This window comes from Paenibacillus suaedae (genome assembly GCF_032337355.1).
GTDB classification, from domain to species: domain Bacteria; phylum Bacillota; class Bacilli; order Paenibacillales; family Paenibacillaceae; genus Paenibacillus_B; species Paenibacillus_B suaedae.
This window is the reverse complement of sequence record NZ_JAVYAA010000003.1, coordinates 41,329-67,611: the sequence shown is the minus strand read 5'-3', so window position 1 is coordinate 67,611 and position 26,283 is coordinate 41,329. Positions and strand designations below refer to the sequence as shown.

Genomic DNA, 26,283 nt, shown 5'->3' with positions numbered 1-26,283 from the left:
TCAGCAGTTTTTTATACAATTGTGTGAGAGCCTTAACTCCATTCTGATGTCCATGGGTACGTACCCTATTCTCAGCAATCCCAGTCGACATTAACTTTCTAGACAACATCCATAACATGAAAGAGACAGCTATTGCCCCGCTTGCAATCCATAGTAATAAGCTGCTAGCTAGCAACCGAATATCCTCCCTCCTGAGCAAGCCAATCGCGGAATCGTTGCTTATCCTCAGCAATCATTTCGGCTTCCATCGCTTCTCTCTGGTTCACGGATATCGGGTTCACGAGGTAATATCGGCCTTGATGATATTCGATAATATTTCGGTAAGTGAAGGTTCGAGTTCGCATCATATGTCGGTGCACACGCTTCGAGGATTCGATATAGCGATCCCATGTCATGTTCGCATCACTTTGTGTGTCAATCATTTCTTCGCCTTCGTTATGATTAAGAAGTGGAATACATTCTGTAATGCGCTCAATATATCGTTTGCCCTCGGCATCCCGAGAGAGATGAACATCGAAGTGAATCACTTGGCTTACCTGCTGCTCGGCTATCGACTCATTACGGAACATTCCCGTCTTAACCAACGAGTTCCGAAGCGACAGCACCAAATCAGGAAATGTCTTGGCATGATGCGTGAAGACGGTGAACAGGCTCGCGACTTGAGCCATCTGTACCATCCAAGCTGCAACCGGATCCGTTGCCACCTCACCTAAAATATGCACAGTTCCGTCTGTCTTCTTCTGTACGTCCAAACCAGCCTGCCCCGCTATGCGCTCTGTCTCTCGGAGCGTAAGGATATTCCTGTTGGGATATAACTTACGAAGATTCAGTTCAAATGCCTGTTCCTGTACTCGAAGCGGATAGAACGCATAAATCGATTGAATTAATGCCATTAACAGAGTCGTCTTCCCCGATCCTTGCGCACCTGTGATGGCGGTCACTCTCGCCCCTCGCATTAAGAAATGAAGCAATTCAGTAGGAAGCTCAGCGTTCTTGTCTCGTATGAGCTGCTGAAGTGTTACAACCTGCGTATCAAACTTACGAACAAAGAATGACCAAGATTCTGCAAATGGCGGACGCAGCACAACGACACGCGACCCGTCCTTCATATGATTGATCCGATAGCCGTCCGCTTCCGTTAATGATCCGGGTGTCTGGTATTTATATATGTTGTGGCATACCCGCCGCAGTTCAGCTTCCGATCCAAATGATAGGAAGGAGAGTTGAATCGACTTACCCTTATAAAAGATCCACACACTATCACATGCCCGCTGTAGGCCGCCAGCAACTAAATCTCCTTGATTCTTTGCCGGTGAAGCTTTGTTTGGACTCTGCCAGTCCCCTCTTGTCATAGCATCATCTGGTATACCACTCACACCACCTGAGACACCATCTATCCGCATGTCGCGTATCTCATCAATAACAGAGAATCCCTTATAACGTTGATACAACCGCTGTGCGATTATCCAGATCCGATCCTCCCAACTGAATTGAAGCCTTTCTAACCGATATGCTGCATCGATATCTTCCTCCGTAATTACATCGTGCATTTGATGAACACCCTGTGCCATCGGTATGCGTTTACGCTCACTCCAGCCATATTTATCGATTAACCTATGCAAGGCATCGAAGCTGTACCGCTTTTTAAAGGCATACAGTAATAGATCAAATTTGTCTTGTGAAGTTAAAAGCTCGGGTCGATCTATCGGTAATAACTGTTCGGAATTTCCTTTGCTGAGCTTAATTTGCTCTTTGAGCATATCCACAATCCATTCCTTAATGTACTCTTTATCCGCGACATCCCCACTGCAGCATGTACGGAGAGTTTTGCGGAGAGAAACACGCCGATTCATTTCACGAGAATATTCTTCTTCATTACGGTACAAATCCAGCGGCAGATCACTCGTCCATGCAAGAAACGTATCCTTCACTGTTTGATCCAGCAAGTCCCATGTCCATTCATCCTTAGTAGGATAAGAGGTGTGTCTGTTAGGGTTACGGAACAAGCGCCAACAAACGAACATCGCTAGGAGCAGAACCGAAACACCCAAAATTGAGGATCCTACATAACCCCAAATTGACATCCACTATCCACCTGCCTTTCTCCCTTGATGATAGCCGGACTCTTCCAGAATATATTTACTCAGCTTCATATTCTCTAAAATGAATGGGCAGCGTTTCCCTCGTTCATGGCGCTGAGATTGGCGCAAATACCAGTCCATCACCATTCTATCGTCTGCAGCATTGCGGTAAGCTGCTGCATACGGCATTGTGAAAAAGGGCTGGTGGAGCGAATACATACGTTTTACGTTCATAGGATTTACCTTAACATCCGCATCATACTGTCCTATCACGAATGCATCTGCGCTTTCTCCTGCTTTCTCCATTGAGATATGGATCTCAGACCGGTTCTGCGGCAACACTGCGATGGTACCTTGCATATTCATTTTGCCAATGAGTTTCAGAGCGGTTATATCCTGCTCATTCATATCCCACAGCACAAGATCATATCGTTTGCTCACTAGCTTCTGCACATGAAGCAGAAGCTGCTCATGCAGTGTATCTCCCATCTCCTCTGAGTCATAACCAGGGAGAATATCTAATCGACTCATCACACTTATCATATAGGAGGAGATCGATTCTTCCTCAACTTGATGGTGACGAAGCATGCGTGCAAGAGCACTCCAGCCGTTCGGAGTTATTAGCCGCCCGCCTGCTCCTGCCTGGCGCATAACATCAAGAGTGGGAGGAAATAGCTTCTCAACTCCTTCCCCTCTTCCTTTGACATGTATGAGCAGCACTCTCATCCGATAGTGCCAAGCGAGACTAATTGCCGTACACGCAGCAACTGTTGTTCCTCCAGCCATTCCTCTTCCGATTGACGAAATCATCCAATGTTTACAGAGCGACATGTTTCATTCGTCCCTTCTTAGGTGTTCTTAAACACTGCTTCCAAGCCCGTTCTGTCAGTTTACCGGTGAAATGCTCTGTAAGGATGCGCCAAGCACGCTTCGTAGCACGTGGATAGTTGGATGCGTGCAATTGACCATCCTGAATATCTGACATGCGTGCAGTCCAATTACGCTCATCTTCTTCAATAGCGATACATTCTCGAGCCCACCGGTGCTCAAATACGGAATAATACCATTCGATCATAAACGCAAACTCATCCTCCGGCATGAGCGAACGCAGGATCATGGGCACGAATTCAAGCTCCTCATCTCCGTCGTATTGCTGCTGGAATGCTTGCAGCCATTCTCTGTTCTTCTGCAATGAAAAGCGTTCCATCGTCTGCACAAGCAAGCGAGTGTCGATCTGCTTCCATTGTTCAGCATTACAAAACAATGCGCGATCCGTGTCAATAATGATATGGTCGTAGCCTTCAACACTGCTGCCATGCCGTTCAAGCAACTGAATCATATCGTCCCAAGATATAGCTCCTGACAGCACATCATAACCATTCCAGTGCATAATAGGTTGCTGAGATTGCATGAACAGCCCTGTCTCAGTCCCAATCCGTCTTGTTGTTGTTGCATCAACAATAAGCACCTTCTTCTCTAATCTCGTTAGGAACGTCGCTAGCGCCACTACATGATCGCTCTTATCACAAGCGCCCACGAATATACCGATCGTCATTTTCCTAACTCCTCCTGTATATTCATCTATGTAACTACTCTTTGACAGAAATCCTCTTCGCTACTGCTTCTTTGAGCTCGGTATCGCTTCTGAGAAAATAGAGCTGACCTCTTCCCCTGTCGATACCTCTCCCGTCGATTCTTTATTCAGATTGTCCCGGTTCAGTATCTTATCTTGGTGATTCTCGGCATCATGAGTAATAGTGCTCCCCTTCTTAGCGATCCCTTGCTCACCATTCTTCGGATTTGGCTGTTTGCGAGTATCGTTATCTTGTTGGACTACACCCGTCTCCCGTTGATTTTCATTAGATGACAGATCCGTGGACTGCACGGAATTAGAACCAGGCTGTCCAACAAATGGTGAATTACGAATAGGTGCCCCAGCTCTGCCGGTTAAAGGTGAGTATCCTGAAACTTCAGCCGAACCCTCTCCATGCGTAGAAACATAGCTTACATTTGTTCGGTTCCCCTCCATGTTGTTCCAACCATCTGCTAGACTCTTGTTGGCACTCTGTCGTTCCCATTCCTTCTCCATCCGTGATCGAACCAATCGTGTCTGTATCTGCCTTCTTTACAATACTCGGATCCGCCTCAATCAACTTCAACACTTGTTCATTGGCCGGATAATTTGGCACCGCTTCATTTTGTATTTGAGGTTCAATGTATCGCAGCGCATAGATTTGTCCACCATTAACAAAAGCATCGACACAAGCACTTGAGAACAGCAGCCTTTCTTGTTCGTCCATATGTGCCCAAACGGTCGGATATTGCATGCTCTTAATCTCTTTCTTGCTAAGGATGATATAGTCTTGACCATTCGGAAAGCGGATTCGTACGTCAATCATATCCTTCTCTTGCAGTCGTAAAGGAAGCTGAATAACCGCTGTCTCCACCCAGCGCAAATCATCAGACATCTTCCCATCTTCATATAGCATTGTAGATATCACGGGTGTTCGGGGAACCGTGTCAATCTTCAATACTTTCCCGATAATTTGATCAGGATGATTCAACGCCTGTTTCGGGGCTAGGTCTGACGACATCTCAATCTTGGCAATATCATCGGATCGAATGCGCTTGCCTGCAAGAAGTGGCTGATTGAAAACCCAGACGCTTGTTCGTTTTTGCAGTTCAGCATCTGCAAGCTTGCGCAGCTTGGCAATCTCATCTTCATAATGCGCTGCTGCCTTACGCTGTGCCGCATCATTCTGGCCAATTGCCCAATAGTGATACCCTCCTACAAGCAGCCCAGCTACCGCTGCTCCTCCTACCGACGCCGCAATCATCTGCTTGGTCTTCCTCGTCCATCTTCTCAACTTCTTCTCTCTCCTCTCTCTGTTCTATTCCGACTCATCCATCGCCGCAAATGATAGATAAGCCCTCCCCGTTGTATCGGACCAACTAATTGTTCCACCCAACGGGCTGTATTGTCCGAACATGCGAACGGATCTGCTTGAATCGGAATGTAGGAGGTAACCTTTGCTCCTCGGCCTTTCACTGTTCCACCAGGATAAGAACGATTCGAATAAGGAATGCCTAGTACCCAACGATGGAACCCTCTTCGCTCAAACTCCCCAACGATTGTTGTACAATCACTCTTTCTCCACGGAGCCAGGCTTCCCACGAGCACAGGGACATGAGCCCTCATGAATTCATCCATTCGTTCTCCATGATCATCACAACCAAGGTCTAACACAATATAGTCATAGAATCCGAGCAAGGGTGGCATTGGATTCGCACCATACTTCCATTCCATGCAATCCACTCCAAACAATTTGAACACATCCCCATCAGCTAAATACAGCTCCTCTTCACCCTCATATTCCTGAGCCAATAATGGAACAAGAGATGGATCTTTAACATTAGCATCGATATATAGCGTCTTCCGCCCCTTCTTCGCAAGCATGGCGGCACACATGAGCGCTGATTGTGTAGTTCCAAGTCCTGAAGCAGCACCCAGAAAAGCAATCACCACCCCTGCATTCGAAGCTTGCCATGTCTTGACCTCATCACGGTTAACTCCTTGGTTTTCAGAATGTCCTGAATAGTAACGTCGTAGATGATCAATTAGTTCATCAGCAGTTTGATAGCGTTCTTCAGGCCGCTTTGCGAGTAATCGTGTCAGTACCGAAAAAACGCTCTCTGGCACATCTTCTGCCAGCATGGATGCGGTTAGCGGACGCTCTCCCTTCCATATGCCGCCGGTCAACATATGACTAATGAGTGCACCTACCCCATATAGATCTGTTCTTGCATCGGTCTGTTGTCCCCGATATTGCTCCGGAGCAGCAAAGCCTACTGTACCAAGCTTAACCGTATCTTGATTAGATAAAGGATTCACATTCCTTGCGATTCCAAAATCAATAAGTTTCACCTGGCCATCCTTCGCCAGCATAATATTAGATGGCTTTACATCTCGGAATACAACGGGCGGATTCTGCCGGTGCAAATAGGCAAGCGCTTCACATACCGGAATGACAATATGCATCGTCTCTTCAAAACTTAGAGGCTTCATGCGTAGCCAATCTGCTATCGTGTGCCCTTCAATATACTCCATCACCAGATATGCTCTGCCGCTGGCATCAGGTGGATAGAAATCCACAATAAGCGGAAGATGTGGATGTCGAAGCGATGTTAAAATAGATGCTTCATGAACAAGCTGTCTCACATCTTGCGCCACTGGTCTTGATTCCTTAATCGCCCACTGCTTGCCGATCAATCGCTCGTCATTGGCTAAATATACAACGCTCATTCCCCCTGTTCCGAGCAACCGAACGATTCGATATCTGTCTTGCAATAAGTGTCCAGCCTGCAAATGGTTCGTTATGGAATGCGCCACAATTCTCCCTCCAGGCGACAAAAAAAGCACCCTGATTGCAAACCTATCGGTTTGGAACAATCAGGGTGCTTCCCTTCGCTCATATTCATTTGTTGTTATTTTATGCCATTCGGAAGTATATGTCCAGTCTTTTTTCTAAAGAATAGTAAACTTCCCAAACAGGCAATGCCAGTACACCGCAGCATACGCTACATCTTCATCATGTACAGAGTGATTTCATCGCGATTATGGAACAATTGTTTCGCGCGAATAATGTGAAGATGCTCAAGGAACATTTCCTTCACTTCCCGTATCGTCTGCAGCGGTTTTTTGTGCATCAGCTTTACAGTCACAATGACAGTACCGCCTTGCATAACCGAATCCAATAAGCCAATAACAAGCTGCGCTGTAACTTTAGGGCTCCAGCTCATGTCGCATACGAGCAAATCGAATTCTCCAGGTTCCAAAGCCACGTCCCCTGCATTGCTCTTATAGTAAGTCAAGTTCGGATGATCAATCAGGCTCGGATGCATTGCAGCAGGATCGACTGCAGTAACTTGCACACCTCGCTCCAGAAGAAGACTTGTCCAACCTCCTGGCGCAGCTCCAATATCAAGGGCATTCCGATAAGCCGTAAAGTCCAAACCGAAAGTCCGTTCCGCCTCAAGAAGTTTGAACTTTGCTCGAGATACCTGCCCCTCTTCCCTGCGGAAGCGTACCGTACCTCCTGGCCAATCTGAACCTGCTTCAGCTGTTGTCATGAGGCCTGCATAACCAACGCCATCATGAATAAATAAGGATACAATTCGCTCGGGATCTTGGATCGCGACAGACGCTCCAGTACGCTCAACAGCAGTACGCAGCGCATCTCGAAGTTCCTTGTCGAGTGAATCACCCGATGCGCTGGAACGAACATGGACGCCTAGTCGCATGCCCTCTATAGAACCTTCTAGATCATGAATCAAATGAGTAAGCAAACTGTCAAATGATTGAACTGTGTCAGTCTGCAATGCTTGAATATCGAATGCAATGTCAACCGGTTGCAAATAGCGAATGAACATCGTCGGCTCAGACTCCATCGCTTGGAATACTTCGTTGCGATCAACAGGCAATTCCATTAGTGCAATTTCACCAGAAACCATCATTCGACTCTTCAACTGACCGAACCTTCTTCGCCACTCTTCCTGCGCGTAGGCAATATAGCCATGATTGGACGTGACGATCCAGTGTGATCCATATTCATAATTTGTGTCTAATTGTAGCGGATGTAATAATTCCAAGCAGTGCAACCTCCAAATGCTAAGCAACTTAACTTGCTTCAGCTGTTTCCATTTCATTATGTTAACCAATTGCAATCTATTTACGTCATTAATTATCTGCCGAAACTACACGGTTCGGAACATTTCCTTGCTTAAGACAATCAACACGAGACACCCAATCAGGTGTACCAGATCATTCTGCGTCCGGCCATTGACCAGCATAATCCTTGCATGAAGAACAGCCCTATAAAGAACATTCAAATATTCTCTACTGAATGATTGAGTTACGAGCTACTCCTTGCTCACATTAGGATTAAATTTATGAAGAGGTCTCCTCTTCTCTCCTAGGATTCAAACGTTCATAAATGTGAGATACAGAATGAAAGGCATATATCTTGTCAACGCTGCCCATGCCTTCTCGATGATCCCATACAAGCAGACAAGGGACACTTTCAATTCGTAATGCGTTCACCCATACAGGGATAGAGCTAACATTGACCGCTGCGATTTCCAACTTCGGATTCGTTACTTCTACAATGTTCAGCATGCGCGATGCTAACTGGCAAGTCCCACAAAAAGGACTATGTATGAATACTGCATCCCATTGCCTAAAAAACAGCTCTACAGCAGACAAGCTCTGTGATTGTACCTGTGCTGCCTTCAGCTGCATTTCCGAAATTTCAATCATACCTTATTTCCTCGTATCCGCATCAGCAAAGACTCTGGCATCGGCCCATTAATCAGTTCAACATGCTCAGGCTTATTCGCATAGAGCATCTCGAACATTCGCTTTCTACCAATCATACTCGACGTATGCAAATAAATCGCAGTCTGCGGATATAAGCCACTTACAACCATTTCTCGAACTAGTTCCGTTCCCGTTCGCTCATCTTCACCCAAATCATGATCCAAGGACAGGATCCCCACTTGTTCATGTTCCAATAGCAGAAGGCACTCTTCCGCATTGCGAGCAAGCACGAAGCCTTCTGGACAGCGACGGTAATCATCCAAGTACACATGTATCATCATTATCACTTCCTTACCTATCTGATGCCCATTGATAACAAGCAGCAGCATAACTACCGTACAATGATTGGCCTACTGCAAAATATCCTGGATAAGCTTCCATTCCCGCATATGCCCTCCAGAAGCATCGCCCGGCGTCTCCAGCACGAACATACTTCGTTTCAATTCCTTCGCTCTGAGGAGCTCCGTAAATCCGTCAATTCCAATATACCCTTGCCCCAAATTTGCATGACGATCTTGCTTGGAACGATAGGGCTCGCGAGAGTCATTCAAATGAACTGCATGCACATGTTTCCAAAAGTCATGACGGTTCCCCGCCATGAGAAGTTCACTCGTTGCAGAGGGGTTCCACAAGCCACTTGCGTACGCATGACAGGTATCGAAGCAAAAACCGATCTTATCGGGATATTGACTGAATTGCCGGATACTCACCAATTCTTCCAACGTAGCACCTAACCCACCGTGATTCCCGGCCTGATTCTCAATCAGCAGCTTAGCTCGACCATTCCATACGGAAAGAACAGTGTTCAGTGTAACAATAATATTTTCGTAGCAACTCAGCTTCTCCGCATCTGTGGCGGGTGTACTTGAGATCCCCTTATACGAACCAAAATGTACGACAATCCCTACCGCTCCACAAGCCTCTGCAATCATAAGATCGTTCAGTAATGACTGAACCGTAAGCTGAAACTTCTCAGGTGAACGGCTTGCATCCACAGCTAAATTTGTCGGATATGGCGTATGAGCAATGGACTGGATGCCATGCTCTGAACAGATTTCACGTGCAGTCTGAGCATCGGCCTCATATCCGCTTTTGATCGATAAACCTCGCGGATTTTTGCTAAAAAACTGATAACTTCGAACTCCTGCTTCCTGCTGCAGTTGAACTGCCAATCGCGCTGCGTGTGCATATCCTCCCCGTAATGGCAAATGACAACCAAATGCGCGCGCAGCATGGCGGGATTCATTCTTGTTCGGAGCCATCCGCTGCAGGATCAATCTGGCAATGTGGACAGAAGTTCGCAGGACGACGTTGAATCATCGTGACTTCAATCGCTGTGCCGCATTTCGGACAAGGTTCTCCTGTCTTGCCATGAATGGTTATGCCCGTTGTTTCCCCTGTTTCGGGCTGGTGTTGTTGTGTCTGCGTATTCACTAAACCATCTTGCTCAATTTCAATATGCAACACATCAAGCATCGCGTAAAACACACGATTCCAATGTTCTGATTCAAGCTTCTCCGTACGTACAGTTGGGAGCAGTCCAGCAGCAAATGCGATATCATCCGCCAACTGACTTCCTATCCCAGCGATAATGTTCGGATTGGTCAATGCGGACTTCAAAGTCGTACGACGCTTAGCGAACCGCTGAGCGAAGCGCTCTGCTGTCAAATAGCGAGATAATGGGTCTGGCCCCATCTCGAGATGCATTTCCTCCACCTGCTTCGCTGTTAACCACATAATCTGGCAGCTTCGTGCACCATGAATGTACATCTGTGCATGATCGGTAGTAATTGCGAATTGTGCATGGGAGACATCAAGTTGTTGTTCTTCATCTGGTTCTATATGTCCTGATGCTCCTTGAGCAACTGCTTGAAGGGTAGAAACTGCTTCCATACGACTACCGGTTCCTACATGAAGAACAAGCCTACGGCCATCATCAAGATGCAATATTAAATCTGTCCCTTTGCGTTCAATATACAGAATTTGTCTCCCAACCAAGCCATTTGTCAAGCTATGGAGATCCGTATTCAACCAAGATTCACGCTGTACATGAAGGCTGCGAATGCGTTCTCCAGTAATCAACTGATCCAGCTGTTTGCGGTAGCGTTCCATTTCTGGAATTTCCGGCACCTTGCATCTTCCTTCCTAATCACATTCATGATCGCCATGTATTTTATGTTATTAATTAAATCATTCACATTTCAAGATATACATTATAGCATTTCCTTAATGAACCATTCACGTACTTGCTTCATGTTATGAAACACCATGTTTGGCTCCACACCGGCACGAGCACAAAATGAAACATAATTGTCAGGCGTCGTTACTCCTGTATAGGTAAGTGCTGTGCGGCATCCTGCATTCGCTCCGGCAAGAATATCAGTCATCATGTTGTCTCCAATAACGATAACGTCCTGTGCCGTACACCCAAGCCTATTCATAGCTTCATCCATAATAATTTCACTTGGTTTCCCGATAATAATAGGTTCCACACTAGAAGCGGATTGGAGAGCGGCACCTATTGTACCTGCTCCAGGGGAAAATCCACGATCTGATGGCAGCATAACATCTGGATTAGTCAAGATGGATACAGCTCCCCCACGTAGGGCACAAGCAGCTGCCTCCAATTTGGCATAAGTCAAGCTCCGATCCAAGCCCTGAACGACAACTCCAATCTCAGAATTCCACACATCATCTACTTGATCCGTCCACGATATTCCGGAATCCTCCAGCGCTTGCTGCAAGCCAAGCTCGCCTATCATGAATACCATTTTATCCGAAAATCTCTTCTGAATATACGATGCAGCCGCTTGAGCAGAGGTGAGAACATCTTGAGCACCCGCAGAAATACCAAAATGCTGCAAGTGATTGGCCACTTCTTCCGGCGTGCGCGTTGAATTGTTTGTTACGAACAGATAAGGAACTCTAAGTTGACCAAGCTCCTCTATTAGCTTGTCCGCTCCTTCAATCGGAGAAGTCCCATGATACATGGTTCCATCTAAATCGATAAGCGCATATATGCTGTTGCGCGATTTTTCTGTCATCATTTCTATACACGTTCCTTCCTTGCCTAACACATGTCTGCAGCATGCTGTGGAAAATAGCAACCTACCTGCAAGAACAATCGTTCCACCATCTAATGGGAAGTACTCATCAAATCATCGAATAGAGAATCTGAAAATCCCCCATCACATATTGGATTCAAAATCAAAACCTGTCTGGAGTCCCCCACAGATTGCTGCCCTGATATCCATAGCATCAAAGCCCATACAGTTGAATCAATGCTAGTATACGCAATTCCGAGCCAAAAGGACAGAGCCCCTTATCAAATCCAAGGGCGATTCCTATTCGCTTCCTATTGATTGTAGAGAACTCCCGCCGCTAGTGAGTGTTCCGATACATAGAACAGACGCGATGAAATAGAACAACTCCCGCTATTCCCATGTAGAGGGGCGGGAGCCATGCTTGGCGTGTTGGGATTGAATATCTTGCGCCTACATTCTGTGTGCTTCTGAACGTTTACCGCTGCTTCCGTGCTTGTGAGGCGTGAATCACTTGATCTACCAAGCGTTCTACGACAAGCCCATCTTCAAGTGTTGGAGCCAAGTTATCCCAACGTTCATCCCCGCAGTGGCGCAAAATAAAGTGATGCAGCGCAGCGAAATGACTGTCCTGGAATATGCCCATTGTTGCCTTCTCATCAGGAAGCAGTGCAAGTGATTCTGGTTCTGGTGTCGCCCCATGACGACCGCTGACTAGATGCAGCTGCGGTTTCTTATCGGTTTCCAAATCGCAAGTGATGCTGCCCTTCGTTCCGACAATGTGCACACGGAACGCATCCTCACCTAATGCAATACGGGATACTTCCACGATTCCTTGAATGCCTTGCTCTGTTACATAATTCATAAGTGCCCAATCATCTACATGAACAGCCAACCGTTCGTCCGTTCCGTTTCCTGCTCTACGGCTCTTAATAAATGTTTCGGTATTGCCATCCACACTCTTCATTTCACCAAACCAATGACGGAGTAAATCAAGTGCATGAACACCGATATCCGTAATAGCTCCTCCTCCAGATAACGAGTTGTCTACCCGCCAACTGTAAGGCCTGGCATCACTTAAATATCCTGAGCGCAAATATGCCAGTCTGCACTGAAGCACATCGCCGATAATCCCTTCTTCCAGCCATGTCTTTATCCGCATAACTGCCGGATGATAACGATAGACAAATGCAAGCTGCTGTGTCAGTGTTGAAGGGACATCCTTCAGCACTTGCGCGGTAGAAGCGGCACTTTCTGTTACTGGCTTCTCGCAATAGATGGCTTGATTATATTGAACCGCCATACGGACTTGCTCAGCATGGAGCGCATTCGGCGTGCAAATGCTAATTGCTTCCGCTCCATCGTATTGCAAAGCTTCTTCCAAGGAGGAAGTAACATGTACAAAGCCAATTTGGCGTGCCTGATCCAACGTCTGTTCAGGTCGACGGGTAACGAGTGTATTCAATACCGGTGTAACGGGAAGCTGCTTGATAATCGGCATCGTACGCAGTGCAATCATATGCGTCTTAGCGATATTGCCGAAGCCTACGATCGTAAATCCAAGTGTATTCATAGCAGATCCACCTTCCTTTTATCCAGCAACGACTAAGATGTTTCGAATAGAAGTGCCTTTGGGAAATGAAATAACTTATTTCTACATTGTAAATAACCATTTCAAGGCTGGCAAGAGCATATATAAGGCTCAACAATGCGTCGCGTCGACGTAGAGTGATGTCAGAGACTGTCGATTGCAGGCAGTGCGTGATACAAACAAGCTGCAAGCCGGACTATTTGTCAGGTTCTGCGCTTTCCCGGGAAACTTTTATGTACAATTGCCTTTCTACTCCCCTACTTTTCCCCTTCCGCTCGTTTCAGACTGCTGGATCTCAAGTCAATCACCAACGACTTGTACCATAACCTTGATGAAAAAGAAAGAAACGGATTGCTCCGTTTCTTGTAGATGAGCCAGTCATTCCTAATGTAGATTCACTTTGCATATTATTCTCAGTTGGAATGTTTCAGCTATTCAAGCTGTACGTTTCTGTTATACATAAGGAGGCTCCCAGCCTTTTTTACTCCAACCGACTTTCGTTCTAACTACTCGAAACTGCTCATCAAGCTCTACCTCAACGCCGAACGGCAGCCCTCTTCGATGCCAGAAGCGAACATCATTCCATATGATTTTGTAGCCATCGCTCCAGCGCTGTGTTCGAACGATCACTCGTTCAGCAAATCCAAGAAATGCCCGTACTCCATCTGTCGTTAGGGCCGGCTCCATAACTCGGTCGTCTATGAACATTTTGTTGTATATGCTGTGTTTCTCAAAAGTTACAGCTGACGATAACCGCAACGGCTTGCAGTGTCGTATCCAACCTGTCTCATAATGCTGTTCATACTCAACAACGTACTGCCAGCTAAGCCAAGTGACCTCTGGAACAAGTTGATAATGAAGGCCGCCTGGAAATTGCTCCTGCAATCGATGCAGGAGACGCTGGTGAACCTTCCAACGCCACACGATATACAACAGAGTCACCGCATATCCTCCGATAAATAACCATGCAGCATCTGTTCGCGTCAGCCATAACCAGCTAATAACCCCTATTAGATGAACGACAAATAAGAAAGGATCAAACAAACATAACACATCAGCATGAAGCCATCTGAGCGAAAAAGGCCTTCCAGCTTGAACTCCATATGCATTCAGCCAGTCCAAGCCAATGTGCACCATGATTGCAAGCCAAGTATACAGCAGAACAAGCGGCCATTCGTCCCCCACTTGAAATAACCATGAGATCGGCAGACCAATGACAATTGGCCATACGAACCATGCTGGAATCGCATGAGTAATGCCCCGATGGTGGCGCAAATAGGCAGCATAGCTGCGAACTCGTGTAATTGCATCAAAGTCAGGTGCATGTGAAGCAATGAGTGTGGCGGTCAAAATTGCAGAGAACAATCCCGGCTGCTCCGCAACCTGAGGGTGCAGACAAGCAGCTCCAGCCAATGAAGTCCCAAGCAGCAAATGACTCGCTGTATCCATCCATAACTCCTCCTTAGCATCACGGTTGCTGAACATACAATTGCCTAGGCAATTGCATATCCAACTAACCCAGTTATGGATAGCGTATCGAGGAACCATTAACGGTGCATTGTGGTGATATTAAGATGTTGTAACGATCATATGTTCATCAGCAAGAACGGTATTAGAAAATAATTCGCACGCCTCCTTCAGCAGTTCCTCCATCCGTTCATCATTGTATCGCGAGCTGAAATGGGTTAACGCAAGCTTCTTAACGCCTGCTGATACTGCGATTTGTGCAGCTTGCCGAGCCGTACTGTGGCCAAACTCATTTGCATTTTCACGTTTATCGTCCATGAAGGTCGCCTCATGCACAAGCAGATCAACACCTTGAGCCAACTTGATTGCATTCTCACATGGACGAGTGTCGCCGAGTATCGTCACTGACTTACCGGGAATTGGGCTTCCAAGAACAGAAGACGCTTCTACCATTTCACCAGATGGCAGCACAATATCTTGCCCTCGTTTCAGTTGACCATATAACGGCCCCGGCAGCAGATTCTTTTCCTTTAACAGATTCAAATCAAGTCTGCCTGGCCTCTCCTTCTGCTGCACTCGATAACCTAAGGATAGAACACGGTGTTCAAGAGGCAGTGCCGTAACTGCAAATTGTTCATCTTCCCAGATGACTCCTGACTCCACCTCCTGAATATGAAGCTCGTAAGGCAGATGCGTTTCACTTAATTCGAACACAGTATGTATAAATCGTTGAAGTCCCACCGGGCCAAAGACGGTGAGTGGAGAAACTCCACCTTGATAGGCACGACTGGACAATAGTCCCGGTAACCCGAAAATGTGATCCCCGTGCAAATGGGTGATAAAAATAAATTCGCACTTGCCTAGCTTTAATGGGGATTGCAGCACTTGATGCTGGGTTCCCTCCCCGCAGTCGAACATCCAGAGGGATCCGCGTTCCTCATACAGACGCAGCGCCATACTACTTACATTGCGCCTAGTTGTCGGCATACCCGCTCCTGTTCCCAAGAAGTATATATCCATACTCGTGTAATACCTCCTACTTCTGAAGTAATCAATCCAGCTAAGATTGGTGATATGTATATTTTAAACCTAGTTAACTATTTGTTGTATAAATGATTAACGTGCATAGTATGCCTCACTATGCAAAGATATAATAAGCTCCGCACGCCTACCGGCAATACGGAGCTCATTGTGTATCTGTAGATAAGAGGGTGTCCCTAATATAGACAACTTACCATTTCCGTTGATAAATCGAAAATGAATTAGAATTATGCCTTATTTATGCTTTATCCACGTTAAAGTATTGCGCTTGCGGATGAGCGAAGACCATCGCGGATACAGATGCCTCTGGCTCCATCATAAATCCTTCTGTTAAGTGGATCCCGATATCCTCAGGCTGCATGAGCTTGAATAATGGTTCTTGATCCTCAAGATTTGGACAAGCTGGATAGCCAAATGAGACTCGAATGCCTTGGTATCTAGCACCAAATCTCTCCTTCATCGTCATCGTTTCTGGATCAGGATAGCCCCATACTTCGCGCATCATATGGTGAATTCGTTCTGCCAGTCCTTCTGCAAGCTCCAACGCTACAGATTGAAGCGCATGAGAACGCAAGTATTCCCCCTTCTCCTTCCATTGATCGGCCTTGCCGCGAACATCATCCCCAGCAGTTACAACCAAGAAGCCTACATAATCCATTACTCCGCTTTCTTTCGTACGGAGGAAGTCTGCAAGACACAAGTAAGGTTCAACCTGCTGACGTGGGAAGGTAAAGGTATGCAGTACTTCCTGGACGTTGTCCGGATTGTATATATGAATAGAATCCCCTTCCGATTGAGCCGGGAAGAAACGATACATCGCGTTCGCTTTAAGCACACCTGCTTGTGATTCTTCCACTAAAATCTGATCAACGGTTTCTTTCAAATCAACAGTCTTAGGATCCCGATTCTTCAGAAGCTGTTCCACAGATCCCTTCAATCCTAAATGATGGCCAAGCAGCATCTGGAAGTTCAAATAAGGGATGACTTGAGGAATTGGAATATCTCGAAGAACATGACGCTCCAAATCCGGCGGAATGTATACTTCTGCTTCTCTTATGTCCGAGCGTACCGCACGTGTAAGCTCTGGCAACTTCGATTGATTTTCCGCTTCACGAGCTAGACGCTCTTTATGAGCGCGAAGCTCTTCCACTAGAATCTTGCGCTCTGAAGAATCCATAATTTTATTGGCAAGATCAAGACCGTCCATGGCATCCTTCGCATATAAAACTAATCCATCGTATTCGGGGCTAATCCGATTCTTGGTAAATTTCCGCGTCAATGCCGCTCCGCCAACAAGAATCGGCACATCGATTCCAGCTGTTCGCAAATCTTGTGCGGTTATGACCATCTGCTGTGCAGACTTCACAAGCAAGCCCGACAGACCGATTGCATCTGGCTTCTCCTTGCGATAGGCTTCGATCAATTGATCTGGCGGAACCTTGATACCTAGGTTGACGATTTCATACCCATTATTCGATAAGATGATTTCAACTAGATTTTTGCCGATATCATGCACATCGCCCTTAACCGTTGCGAGTAGAATTTTCCCTTTGACAGCAGACTCGTTCTTTTCCATATGGGGTTCCAAGAAGCTTACCGAAGCCTTCATGACTTCTGCACTTTGGAGCACTTCTGCAACGATAAGCTCATTGTTGTTGAACAGTCTTCCGACCTCTCCCATCCCTTCCATTAAGGGACCATTAATGACCTCAAGCGGCGAGTACTTCTGAAGCGCCTCCGTTAAGTCAGGAACAAGACCTTCCTTCGTGCCTTCTACTACATATGAAGCTAACCTCTCTTCAAGCGGCAGGTTGCTAGTCTTTTCTTTCTTCTCGACTTTGCGGTTGCGGAACGCAGCTACGAATGCAGCCAGTGTATCATCGTTTGTGTCGTACAATAGATCTTCCGCAAGCTTGCGTTCATGTTCTGGGATGGATGCATAGCGTTCCAACTTCTCCGTATTGACGATCGCGTAATCCAATCCAGCCTTCGTGCATTCATATAGAAAGACGGAATTCAATACTTCACGCCCAGCCTCAGGCAAACCGAACGAGATATTACTGATTCCTAGAATCGTTTGAACCTTTGGAATGGTCTCCTTAATGAGGCGAATCCCTTCCACTGTTTCTTTTGCAGAACCAATATATTGTTCATCGCCCGTCCCAACTGGAAACACGAGTGGGTCGAAGATAATGTTTTCAGGCTGTATACCATAATCATTTACAAGGATGTCGAAGGATCGCTTCGCCACCTCAAGTTTATCTCCACGCGTAATCGCTTGACCACGTTCATCAATCGTACCTACAACCAAGGTTGCACCATAACGATGAACAAGCGGTACGACGTGGTCGAATTTCTCTAGTCCGTCCTCTAAGTTAACAGAGTTAATAATCGCTTTCCCTTGTGAATACTTCAACGACAATTCCAATACCTTGGCATCTGTCGTATCAATGACGAGTGGTGCCTTAACCTTCTTTACAACTTCCTGCAGAAATTCCTTCATATCAAGAGCTTCGTCGCGATCCGGATCCTGAACGCACACATCGATGACATGTGCTCCATTTTTCACCTGTGCACGTGCGACTTCAGCGGCTTCTTCGATTTTACCTTCAGCGATCAATCGCTTGAATTTGCGCGAGCCGAGAACATTTGTACGTTCCCCTACCATATAAGGGCGGCTCTCATCTTCCACATATACCGTCTCAATCCCGGATACAGCCGGAGGATGTTCGCCGAATGCAGTTCGTGGAGCGTATTCGAGCAATGTCTCTCTTAGTACACGAATATGTTCAGGTGTTGTACCACAGCATCCGCCTGCAATATTCAGCCAGCCCTGCTCAGCAAAGGTTGCGATTTTGCGGGCAAGCGATTCTGGTGATTCATGATAGTGACCATTCTCATCGGGAAGCCCTGCATTTGGATAGCAACTGATCGCAGAGTTCGCGATGGAAGCAAGGGTACGCAAGTGATCGCGCATGAATTCCGGCCCAGTCGCACAGTTTAATCCGATCGAGATTGGCTTCAAATGCTCTAGGGAGATGTAGAATGATTCAATATTTTGACCAGCAAGCGTTGTCCCCATCGGCTCGATCGTCCCCGATATCATGAGCGGAAGCGTGATGCCCGTAGACTCGAATGCCCGTTGAATCGCGATCGAACCCGCCTTAACGTTCAACGTATCCTGTGAAGTCTCCAATAGGAGCGCATGAACGCCTGTTTCAATAAGCGCGACTGCCTGTTCATAATAGCTGTCAATTAGCTCATCAAATGTTACCCCGCCGGTAACCGATAAAGTCTTCGTCGTCGGCCCCATAGCACCGGCAACGAAACGCGGCCATTCTGGTGTGCTGTATTTTGCAGCTGCCTCGACAGCAAGCTTCGCCGCGGCAACGTTCAACTCACGTGCTTGATCAGCAATATCATAATCGGCAAGCACGATACTGGTAGCCCCGAACGTATTCGTCTCTAATATGTCTGCGCCCGCTTCTAAATATTGTTCGTGTATTCTAGAAATGACATCTGGACGTGTCAGGACTAACATCTCATTGCACCCATCCAATTGTTCGCCTCCAAAGTCCAGTGGCGTTAAATCGGCTTGCTGGATCATCGTGCCCATTGCACCGTCTAAAATGAGAATGCGTTCTTGTAGTTGTTCCTGTATCGTTCTTGTTTTCATCGCTCTGCCCACCCTCTGTCTTAAACGTTAAACCCTAGTTTAGCAGATGTGATCCGATTAGAAAAGACTCATGAATGAGTCATCGTAAAATGTTTCTTGCCCAAACATTTCCTCTGTACTATAATTAAATAAATAAATCGCATTGGGAAACGAGGGATTTTGCAAATGGCACAGGTACGTATCCGAAACACGAACGAAATCATAAGTGGCGAAGAAAACGTTCGTTCTTTCCTATCAGCGCAAGGAGTGCTGTATGAACACTGGGATCCGAACAAACTTGCCCCATCTTTGCGTGATAAGTACGTACTATCCGATGAAGAGAAGCAAGCCATTTTAGACACGTATGAAGGAGAAATCCGTGATTTGGCTGAAAGACGGGGCTATCGTACGTGGGATTTGATTTCTTTATCAGACACTACTCCCAATATCGAAGAGCTGCTAAAGAAATTTGAACAGGTTCACACGCACACAGAAGACGAAGTAAGAGCTATTACGGCCGGAAATGGTATTTTCATAATTAAGGGAAGCGACGACATCGGTTATATGGATGTTGAATTGGAAGCTGGGGATGTAATTTCCGTCCCTGAAGAAAAGCCGCACTACTTCACTCTGATGGATAATCGTCAAATTGTTGCAGTTCGACTCTTCATTGAAACAGAAGGATGGATCGCGCATCCGTATTCGGATCCTACTTTCCAACAGGCGTAATTCCTGAATCATCGGAATCATAATCGATAAAAAACGTCCCATTACTGATATTAAGAGGGGCAGCCTCAGAAGATCCCGATTTGGATCTTCTGAGGCTGCCCCTTCTTCGCATAAATTCTTCTTATGTATTTAGATTCTTATTTTACAGTAAATTGCTTCTTCGGCATCGAGTGCATGTCACGAGCAGTCACATGAGAAATGACCGTGTAGGTACCGGCCTTATCAAACGTTTTCTCAATCTGATACGTGCCATCTTTCGTGAGCTTTCCCTCAATCTTCTCGTGGTCAGCCCCATCCAGCCACAACTCGAACTCTACTTTATCTGCATCATCTACCGCTTTCTCCTCTTGTGTGACCTGTGCAGAGATGGTGACAGCTTCATTGATTTTGACTTCTTCCGGCACTTGCAAGTTTACCTTAATCATTGCTGCCATCTCATTTTTACTGTCCTGTTTATCACTGGAGCCATGACCTGCATGTCCTTCATGACCGCCACCTGCTGACGAGCTATTTCCACAACCGGCTAATAGCATTGCTCCTATTGCCATTGTTAGTACGATTAATTTACTCTTATTGTTGAACATAATCGTCGTTCACTCCTCAACTGTATCCTAGATTTATCGTATCACATTATAGACAGCATTCTCCAATTCCTCATGACTCCATTGGGCTATAATGAGCATCATTGTGTGACGATCCTATGACATTTATCACATTTACCCTTATAGTTTCATGTGGAGGGTAATCAAATTAAGGTACTCACACTAATCTTGCCGACACCTCGCGAAGATTACCGTATATCAAAAAGGCCTGTGTTCCCACAGGCCTCTTTGTCATACACGCGGAGTAAGTAATTACATCCCCGCCGATTTATGATTCCTTCGAATTTATCTCATCAATAATTTGCTCAATTTCACGCAAGCTTGCAATCGTATATTCAGGGTGAATATTGCCAGACAATTCAACGCCTTTGCGGTTCAGCCACGCATGATGCATGCCGACATTCTGCGCGCCTAGAATATCCGTCGTTAATTTGTCGCCAATCATGATCCCTTCATGCGGTTCGATGCCGAGCAATGACATCGTGTGCTTGAACAGCTCTGGATCAGGCTTCCCTTGTGGATGATCTCCAGAGATAACGATATGATCGAAATAGGATAGAAGCTCACGCTCTCCATTCAGCTTCTCCTGCTGCAAATCAGGCGATCCGTTCGTTAACAACAATAGTGGATATTGCGCAATCAATTGTCGCAGCACCTCATAAGTCTCATCGTACACATACGAGCGAGAACGACGTTCACTCATAAATCGCTCCGCCAGCTCGGCACCTAATGCATCATTAGGTTGACCAGCGGCTTGAAGACCTTGTGTCCATGCAGATTGTCGATACATCGGCGCAAGCTGTTCCAACAATCGAAATTCAGGATGTTCTCCCTCTGCGAATCTCCCCCACAGCGCTTCAAAGGGATTAATCCCAATATTCTGTGTGAAAGGATAAGTCTCATAAGAGGCATACAATTCACGAGCAGCATGGCGAACGAATGCTTCCAATTGTTCTGCATTGACCCCAGTCTTATCTTGCGCGTATTTACAAGTTGCAGCAAAAGCTTCCTCAACACAACGCTCATCCCATAACAAAGTATCATCCAGGTCGAACAGTACAGCACGAATAGCCAAGTTTCATCTCTCCCATCACAGCGACAATGATAACGAATCCTCTATATCGGATTTCTCTATTTTTTCGAGTCTTTCTTCGATGTATCTTCGAATTCAATCTTATGTTGATTTGCGAAGGAACGAAGACGTTCCCCCATTGCATTCGTATCATAACGATTCAGCACTCGCGAGAAAATCCAATTCGCACCTTTCCCCGTGTGTTCAATAACAACATAACCAGGTTGGATCGCAATTTTCTTCATGTCCTTTGCAGACAGAGTACGGAGACGATTCCAGCGAATCGTAGATACCTCACCTGCTCCAACACGAAGAAATGGTCTTCTCAGGAATAATATAATCCCCAATCCGACGTAACACACGATTGTGATCCAATATAGAGTTGGATATTGATTGTCCGTAATGATACCGCCCAACAATCCATACATAATGGCGAAGGCGATTAAAGCGATTGGCATAATGAAGCTGCGTCCTTTAAACTCTTCGTGCGCAGGCTTGCCAGCAGCGAACGTCGGCTTGCCTTGCTTCATTCGCTGTTTGTTTAACTTTTCACTATTTTGACGGACTTTACGTTCCCAACTGCGAGACATGAATTCGCAACCCCCTGTATAGTAAACGAATAATGTGAATCCATCGTTATCGATGAAGGTTCATTTAATGAACGATCCCGTTCGATCCAGAGTTATCTGTTCCTTCTTCATCTTCTACATAGCGAATAGTGTCTAATTGATTGCGTACCTGCTTGCGGAATAGAACCAAATATTCCTCGCGCAGTTTCGCGCGTTCTTCCATTTCCTCATCGCTCAGCCCCACTGTCTTATGTTTGCGGGCCAATTCATTAATTCGTGCAATAAGCTTGTCGATATTCATCAGGAACCTCCATGTGTGTAAGCATATGTTCTACTTTGACATGGAGGTAACAGCTTGTCAAGCAAGCAGCAAGAAAGCTTTTATATCGCAAAAAAGAGGCCTCTTCGGGCCTCCAACCGTCTGCTCTTATGTATAGGAATGTAAAGCTTCTCAACCGTAAATTCGACAATGACCCCGACTCATCGGATCGGAACGAGCAATACTTCTCCTGCCGGTAAGATATCACCTTTCAATTGATTCATCTCCACGATTTCATATATAAACTGACGCGTATCCGTATGTTCTGACTTATAAGAGGATGCAATCCCCCAGAGTGTATCTCCTGGCTGAACAAGTACGCGCTCCACAGCAGCTCCATTTACAATTTCCGTTTGGCTATCATCCATGCCAAGCGCTTGAACAATGCTTCCACAAGTAATGAACAACAATACAATCAGGCTCATGATGAATCGAACACGTAAAGGAAACAAACGCTTCTTCTGAATAGGTTGTGAAGCTGTTGTCGACACCTTATAGATTGAACGATATGTTGTATACATCATAAATGACTCATCTCCCAAACACTTGTTCTGTTATCTTGTATAATGTAATCTAACACGAACACACGTTTGAGTCAATATTTTTTTCAGAACGTTCGTTCCCCTTTTTATATTATCGAAAAATAAGCATTTAGCCTCATTTAACTTTCTCTTGTTTCTCTCTCGTAATTTTCGAACTTCTCACAATCTTTTTCTTCAGAATCTTTAGAACTTATGTTTGTACGAACGGAGGTTCTGTGGTATAATTTTGTCAAAAGAGTATTCATTGGAGTTGATACCCTTGTCTAAAATATCAAGTCGTCAACAAGCTATCCTTGATTTTATACGTGATGAAGTTCGAGCTAAAGGTTATCCGCCTTCTGTTCGTGAAATAGGCGAAGCCGTTGGTCTAGCATCCAGTTCCACTGTTCACGGTCATCTTGATCGACTCGAGAAGAAGGGATTCATTCGACGTGACCCTACGAAGCCTCGTGCTATTGAACTGCTTAGCCATGATCAATCTGAACGTTCAACAGACTTCTCTCGCTCCTTCGCACGCGTGCCGGTCGTTGGGAAAGTAACTGCAGGCGAGCCAATTACCGCAACAGAGAATATTGAAGATTACTTCCCTCTTCCTATGCATATGGTGGGAGATGACGAGAATGTATTCATGTTGTCGGTCATGGGTAATAGCATGATTGAAGCTGGTATACATAATGGCGACTTTGTCATCGTACGTCAGCAGCAGACAGCGAACAACGGTGATATCGTGGTAGCCATGACTGAAGAAGATGAAGCAACGGTTAAGACTTTCTATCGTGAGAAGGATCATATCCGCTTGCAGCCTGAGAATCCAACCTATGAACCGATTCGCTTACAGCATGTAACGATTCTGGGCAAAGTTATTGGTTTGTTCCGTGATTTTCATTAAGACATTACATTGATGCCTCGTTCTCTTCTTTTCATGAAGGGAGCGAGGCATTTTGCTTTCTCATTATTTCATATCATTTACTGAACAGTACCTGAACAATCTCAACTAGAAAAGAAGCAGTTAAAATTAACGCTCTTTTCTATTCATAAAATTCGACTTTCTCTCCTTATCTTCACCGAAACAACCTCACCACTGTTCACTCTTATGAACCCTAATCGTTCGAGAGATTTATACCACATCGAATATATACACACATCAACTTTAGCAATAAATATTTATTGTATAACAATAATTTTTTATTGACTAAAAGCATGTATTTGAATAGGATAATACCTAATGATACACCTCGTATAACTGTTCAAAATTCATTTTCACGAACACAAGGTAGGAGATAACTATGAATAACTTTTTCAAACTAAAATCATTCCTCAGTTTTGGCTGGCACCAGGCAATGTCCTGCTTGTTCCCCGCTTATATTTTCGCGATGTTGGCACTCACGAAGGTCATTGACATTCCATTCATGCATCGCTATGATTTCCTATTGCTTGTTTGTATCTTGGCGCAGGTTCTAATGATCCGGTTTGGGATAGAAACAATGGATGAATGTAAAGTAATCTGTATGTTCCATTTCATCGGTCTTGCACTTGAAATATTTAAAATCCATATGGGATCATGGGGCTATCCGGAAGACGGGTGGTCTAAAATACTGGGTGTTCCTCTATATAGCGGATTTATGTACGCAAGTGTGGCAAGTTACTTATGTCAAGCGTGGCGACGACTGCAGGTCAAGGTAAATCGATACCCTTCTGCTTGGTTAACGATTCCGCTAGGTGCGGCGATTTACTTCAACTTCATGACTCATCACTTCATTTACGATTTGCGTTGGGTTTTGATGATTTTGCTATTCGTCATCTTCTTTAGAACCTACGTGGAATATACCGTATTAGGCGTGACACGAAGAATGCCGATTGTTCTGTCGTTCGTCTTAATCGGATTTTTTATATGGGTGGCTGAAAACATCGGGACTTTCTTGGGCGCATGGTATTATCCACATCAGACGAACGGCTGGAATCTCGTAAAGTGGGGAAAATTCAGCTCATGGTTTTTGCTTGTCATCGTTTCCTTCATGATCGTCGCCCATCTGAAGCATGTAAAAGGAGGACACTTCAAGAGAAATAGTCATACTCGCTTCAATGAGTCGACATTTCAGAAGTAAAACACAACCTTTTAAATACAAAAGCAAAAAACCTAGAGCCCTAACAGCTCTAGGTTTTGTTACGGTATTCCTTGAATTGCTACTATAAACTCATATAAGAAATACCCCGCGAACCCAAATAAAATCAGTCCTGCGATAATAGACATCCGCTTAATCATAGTTCGGCTCATTACTCTTCTCGTGACAGCCACAATGGCAAGCAACCCAACATCATGGAGGAGGATACCAGCTAATATTCCTGCACCTACGATTAGAAATTTTGCCGGTTGTGTCGTATCATACGAATCAGATAGCACCGCACCAAAAACGGAAATCCAAAACACAAGATTACCTGGCGATATAGCGACGAGCAGTCCATTTCGGTAGGAACTGAAAAATGATGCATTCGGTTTATCGCCAGCCAATGTAATGCCTTGATCCGAGTTTTTGATGGAATCATAGCCTAAATAAATTAAAAAGCATGCTCCGATAACCCACATAGGGATTTGAATAACGGGGATGGCAAGCACGGAAGCCAAGCCCATATATAAGGAAACGATTAATAAAAAATCAATGGTCATCCCACCTAGTCCAACAGCCCAGCCATGCATAAATCCCTTTTTCATCCCTTGCTTCGTCATTTCAACGGTCATGGCACCTACAGGCATTGCAACGGCAAGCCCCGCTAGTAAATACGTGAAGAAAAGATTCAATTTCCAACACTACTTTCTATATCTAATAGTTGCTAGTCAATATACACTATACTATATAAATACATAATATTATATATTTATGCATGACAAACTTGAAAATTTCAGGAAAGTTGACACATACTAAAAATGAACCCCTATTGATATGTATGTAAGAGGACGTAAATACTTCATCATATTTAACTACTCAAAAGCTCTATTTGAACGCATTTCTTCATCCGATAAATTCTGAGATAAATTCGTTACAATCGTTCCTGGGTGATCAGATAATGCACGTACATTAAATTCCTCACCTCGTTTATCCAACTCAACTGCAAATAATGTCATGTATTGATTTCGTTCCCATCGGTGAACTTGCGTTCTATTTAAGTACACTATTTCATTCGAGTGATATAACTGAGCAA

General features: G+C 45.3%; 25 protein-coding genes. 3 read left to right on the top strand and 22 right to left on the bottom strand.

The features are described from left to right. Window positions 1-164: 164 nt before the first annotated feature. The 16 genes from RQP50_RS13985 to metH all read right to left on the bottom strand — a co-directional run bounded on the left by RQP50_RS13985 (window position 165) and on the right by metH (window position 19,273). Window positions 165-2,084, bottom strand: a complete 1,920-nt coding sequence (locus RQP50_RS13985) for an ATPase, T2SS/T4P/T4SS family (RefSeq protein WP_315745787.1) — start codon at window positions 2,082-2,084, stop codon at window positions 165-167. A 3-nt stretch (window positions 2,085-2,087) separates the two neighbouring features. Beyond that, window positions 2,088-2,912, bottom strand: a complete 825-nt coding sequence (locus RQP50_RS13980; protein ID WP_072728397.1) for a hypothetical protein — start codon at window positions 2,910-2,912, stop codon at window positions 2,088-2,090. Further along, a complete protein-coding gene (locus RQP50_RS13975; RefSeq protein WP_072728396.1) occupies window positions 2,899-3,636 on the bottom strand; it encodes a ParA family protein in 738 nt (245 codons plus the stop codon). Before RQP50_RS13975 ends, RQP50_RS13980 begins: the two co-directional genes overlap by 14 nt. A 60-nt stretch (window positions 3,637-3,696) precedes the next feature. Beyond that, a complete protein-coding gene (locus tag RQP50_RS13970) occupies window positions 3,697-3,966 on the bottom strand; it encodes a hypothetical protein (protein ID WP_315745786.1) in 270 nt (89 codons plus the stop codon). A gap of 85 nt (window positions 3,967-4,051) precedes the next feature. Further along, on the bottom strand, window positions 4,052-4,948 hold the full coding sequence (locus RQP50_RS13965; RefSeq protein ID WP_315745785.1) for an SAF domain-containing protein: 897 nt from the start codon (window positions 4,946-4,948) through the stop codon (window positions 4,052-4,054). Beyond that, entirely contained in the window at window positions 4,945-6,471 is a 1,527-nt protein-coding gene (locus RQP50_RS13960) for a serine/threonine protein kinase (RefSeq protein ID WP_315745784.1), read from the bottom strand. The genes RQP50_RS13965 and RQP50_RS13960 overlap by 4 nt, the downstream gene beginning before the upstream one ends. Window positions 6,472-6,659: 188 nt before the next feature. After that, window positions 6,660-7,730 (bottom strand): SAM-dependent methyltransferase, encoded by a 1,071-nt coding sequence (locus RQP50_RS13955; protein ID WP_315745783.1) that lies wholly within the window; start codon window positions 7,728-7,730, stop codon window positions 6,660-6,662. A gap of 298 nt (window positions 7,731-8,028) precedes the next feature. Continuing rightward, window positions 8,029-8,397 carry a thioredoxin family protein gene (locus RQP50_RS13950; RefSeq protein ID WP_315745782.1) on the bottom strand — a complete coding sequence of 123 codons (369 nt, stop codon included), beginning with the start codon at window positions 8,395-8,397 and terminating at the stop codon, window positions 8,029-8,031. Beyond that, window positions 8,394-8,735: a cyclic-phosphate processing receiver domain-containing protein gene (locus RQP50_RS13945; protein ID WP_072728391.1), complete on the bottom strand. Its 342-nt coding sequence runs from the start codon at window positions 8,733-8,735 to the stop codon at window positions 8,394-8,396. The genes RQP50_RS13950 and RQP50_RS13945 overlap by 4 nt, the downstream gene beginning before the upstream one ends. A 72-nt stretch (window positions 8,736-8,807) precedes the next feature. Further along, window positions 8,808-9,719, bottom strand: coding sequence for a deoxyribonuclease IV (locus RQP50_RS13940; protein ID WP_315745781.1), 912 nt, complete (start codon window positions 9,717-9,719; stop codon window positions 8,808-8,810). Further along, window positions 9,700-10,587, bottom strand: a complete 888-nt coding sequence (locus RQP50_RS13935) for a DNA-formamidopyrimidine glycosylase family protein (protein WP_072728389.1) — start codon at window positions 10,585-10,587, stop codon at window positions 9,700-9,702. The genes RQP50_RS13940 and RQP50_RS13935 overlap by 20 nt, the downstream gene beginning before the upstream one ends. 83 nt (window positions 10,588-10,670) lie before the next feature. Then, window positions 10,671-11,504 (bottom strand): HAD-IIA family hydrolase, encoded by an 834-nt coding sequence (locus tag RQP50_RS13930; RefSeq protein ID WP_449411926.1) that lies wholly within the window; start codon window positions 11,502-11,504, stop codon window positions 10,671-10,673. 472 nt (window positions 11,505-11,976) lie between these two features. Beyond that, window positions 11,977-13,071 carry a Gfo/Idh/MocA family protein gene (locus tag RQP50_RS13925; protein ID WP_174810255.1) on the bottom strand — a complete coding sequence of 365 codons (1,095 nt, stop codon included), beginning with the start codon at window positions 13,069-13,071 and terminating at the stop codon, window positions 11,977-11,979. 471 nt (window positions 13,072-13,542) lie between these two features. Beyond that, window positions 13,543-14,538, bottom strand: coding sequence for a metal-dependent hydrolase (locus tag RQP50_RS13920; protein WP_315745780.1), 996 nt, complete (start codon window positions 14,536-14,538; stop codon window positions 13,543-13,545). 120 nt (window positions 14,539-14,658) lie between these two features. Beyond that, window positions 14,659-15,576 (bottom strand): ribonuclease Z, encoded by a 918-nt coding sequence (rnz, locus tag RQP50_RS13915; RefSeq protein ID WP_072728385.1) that lies wholly within the window; start codon window positions 15,574-15,576, stop codon window positions 14,659-14,661. Window positions 15,577-15,835: 259 nt separating this feature from the next. Further along, the gene (gene metH / locus RQP50_RS13910; RefSeq protein ID WP_315745779.1) at window positions 15,836-19,273 is read right to left on the bottom strand and encodes a methionine synthase; all 3,438 of its coding nucleotides are present in this window, start codon (window positions 19,271-19,273) and stop codon (window positions 15,836-15,838) included. A 165-nt stretch (window positions 19,274-19,438) separates the two neighbouring features. Here metH and RQP50_RS13905 point away from each other — a divergent pair, with 165 nt between their 5' ends. Further along, window positions 19,439-19,981, top strand: a complete 543-nt coding sequence (locus tag RQP50_RS13905) for a 1,2-dihydroxy-3-keto-5-methylthiopentene dioxygenase (protein ID WP_315745778.1) — start codon at window positions 19,439-19,441, stop codon at window positions 19,979-19,981. A gap of 137 nt (window positions 19,982-20,118) precedes the next feature. Here the strand turns inward: RQP50_RS13905 and RQP50_RS13900 are convergent, their stop codons facing one another. From RQP50_RS13900 to RQP50_RS13880, 5 genes are all read right to left on the bottom strand, one after another. After that, the gene (locus tag RQP50_RS13900; protein WP_315745777.1) at window positions 20,119-20,565 is read right to left on the bottom strand and encodes a FixH family protein; all 447 of its coding nucleotides are present in this window, start codon (window positions 20,563-20,565) and stop codon (window positions 20,119-20,121) included. Between the two features lie 286 nt (window positions 20,566-20,851). Continuing rightward, a complete protein-coding gene (locus RQP50_RS13895) occupies window positions 20,852-21,658 on the bottom strand; it encodes an HAD family hydrolase (RefSeq protein WP_315745776.1) in 807 nt (268 codons plus the stop codon). Window positions 21,659-21,714: 56 nt separating this feature from the next. Further along, complete coding sequence (locus tag RQP50_RS13890) at window positions 21,715-22,245, bottom strand: hypothetical protein (RefSeq protein WP_021253915.1); 531 nt, start codon at window positions 22,243-22,245, stop codon at window positions 21,715-21,717. Between the two features lie 64 nt (window positions 22,246-22,309). Continuing rightward, window positions 22,310-22,525: a DUF896 domain-containing protein gene (locus RQP50_RS13885; protein ID WP_021253916.1), complete on the bottom strand. Its 216-nt coding sequence runs from the start codon at window positions 22,523-22,525 to the stop codon at window positions 22,310-22,312. 179 nt (window positions 22,526-22,704) lie between these two features. Then, window positions 22,705-23,067 (bottom strand): LysM peptidoglycan-binding domain-containing protein, encoded by a 363-nt coding sequence (locus tag RQP50_RS13880; RefSeq protein WP_315745775.1) that lies wholly within the window; start codon window positions 23,065-23,067, stop codon window positions 22,705-22,707. Window positions 23,068-23,344: 277 nt separating this feature from the next. Here RQP50_RS13880 and lexA point away from each other — a divergent pair, with 277 nt between their 5' ends. Then, window positions 23,345-23,974: a transcriptional repressor LexA gene (gene lexA, locus RQP50_RS13875; RefSeq protein ID WP_021253918.1), complete on the top strand. Its 630-nt coding sequence runs from the start codon at window positions 23,345-23,347 to the stop codon at window positions 23,972-23,974. 397 nt (window positions 23,975-24,371) lie between these two features. Then, complete coding sequence (locus RQP50_RS13870; RefSeq protein ID WP_315745774.1) at window positions 24,372-25,190, top strand: DUF817 domain-containing protein; 819 nt, start codon at window positions 24,372-24,374, stop codon at window positions 25,188-25,190. A gap of 59 nt (window positions 25,191-25,249) precedes the next feature. Here RQP50_RS13870 and RQP50_RS13865 read toward each other — a convergent pair whose 3' ends face one another. Then, window positions 25,250-25,882, bottom strand: coding sequence for a LysE family translocator (locus RQP50_RS13865; RefSeq protein WP_315745773.1), 633 nt, complete (start codon window positions 25,880-25,882; stop codon window positions 25,250-25,252). Window positions 25,883-26,283: the final 401 nt, after the last annotated feature.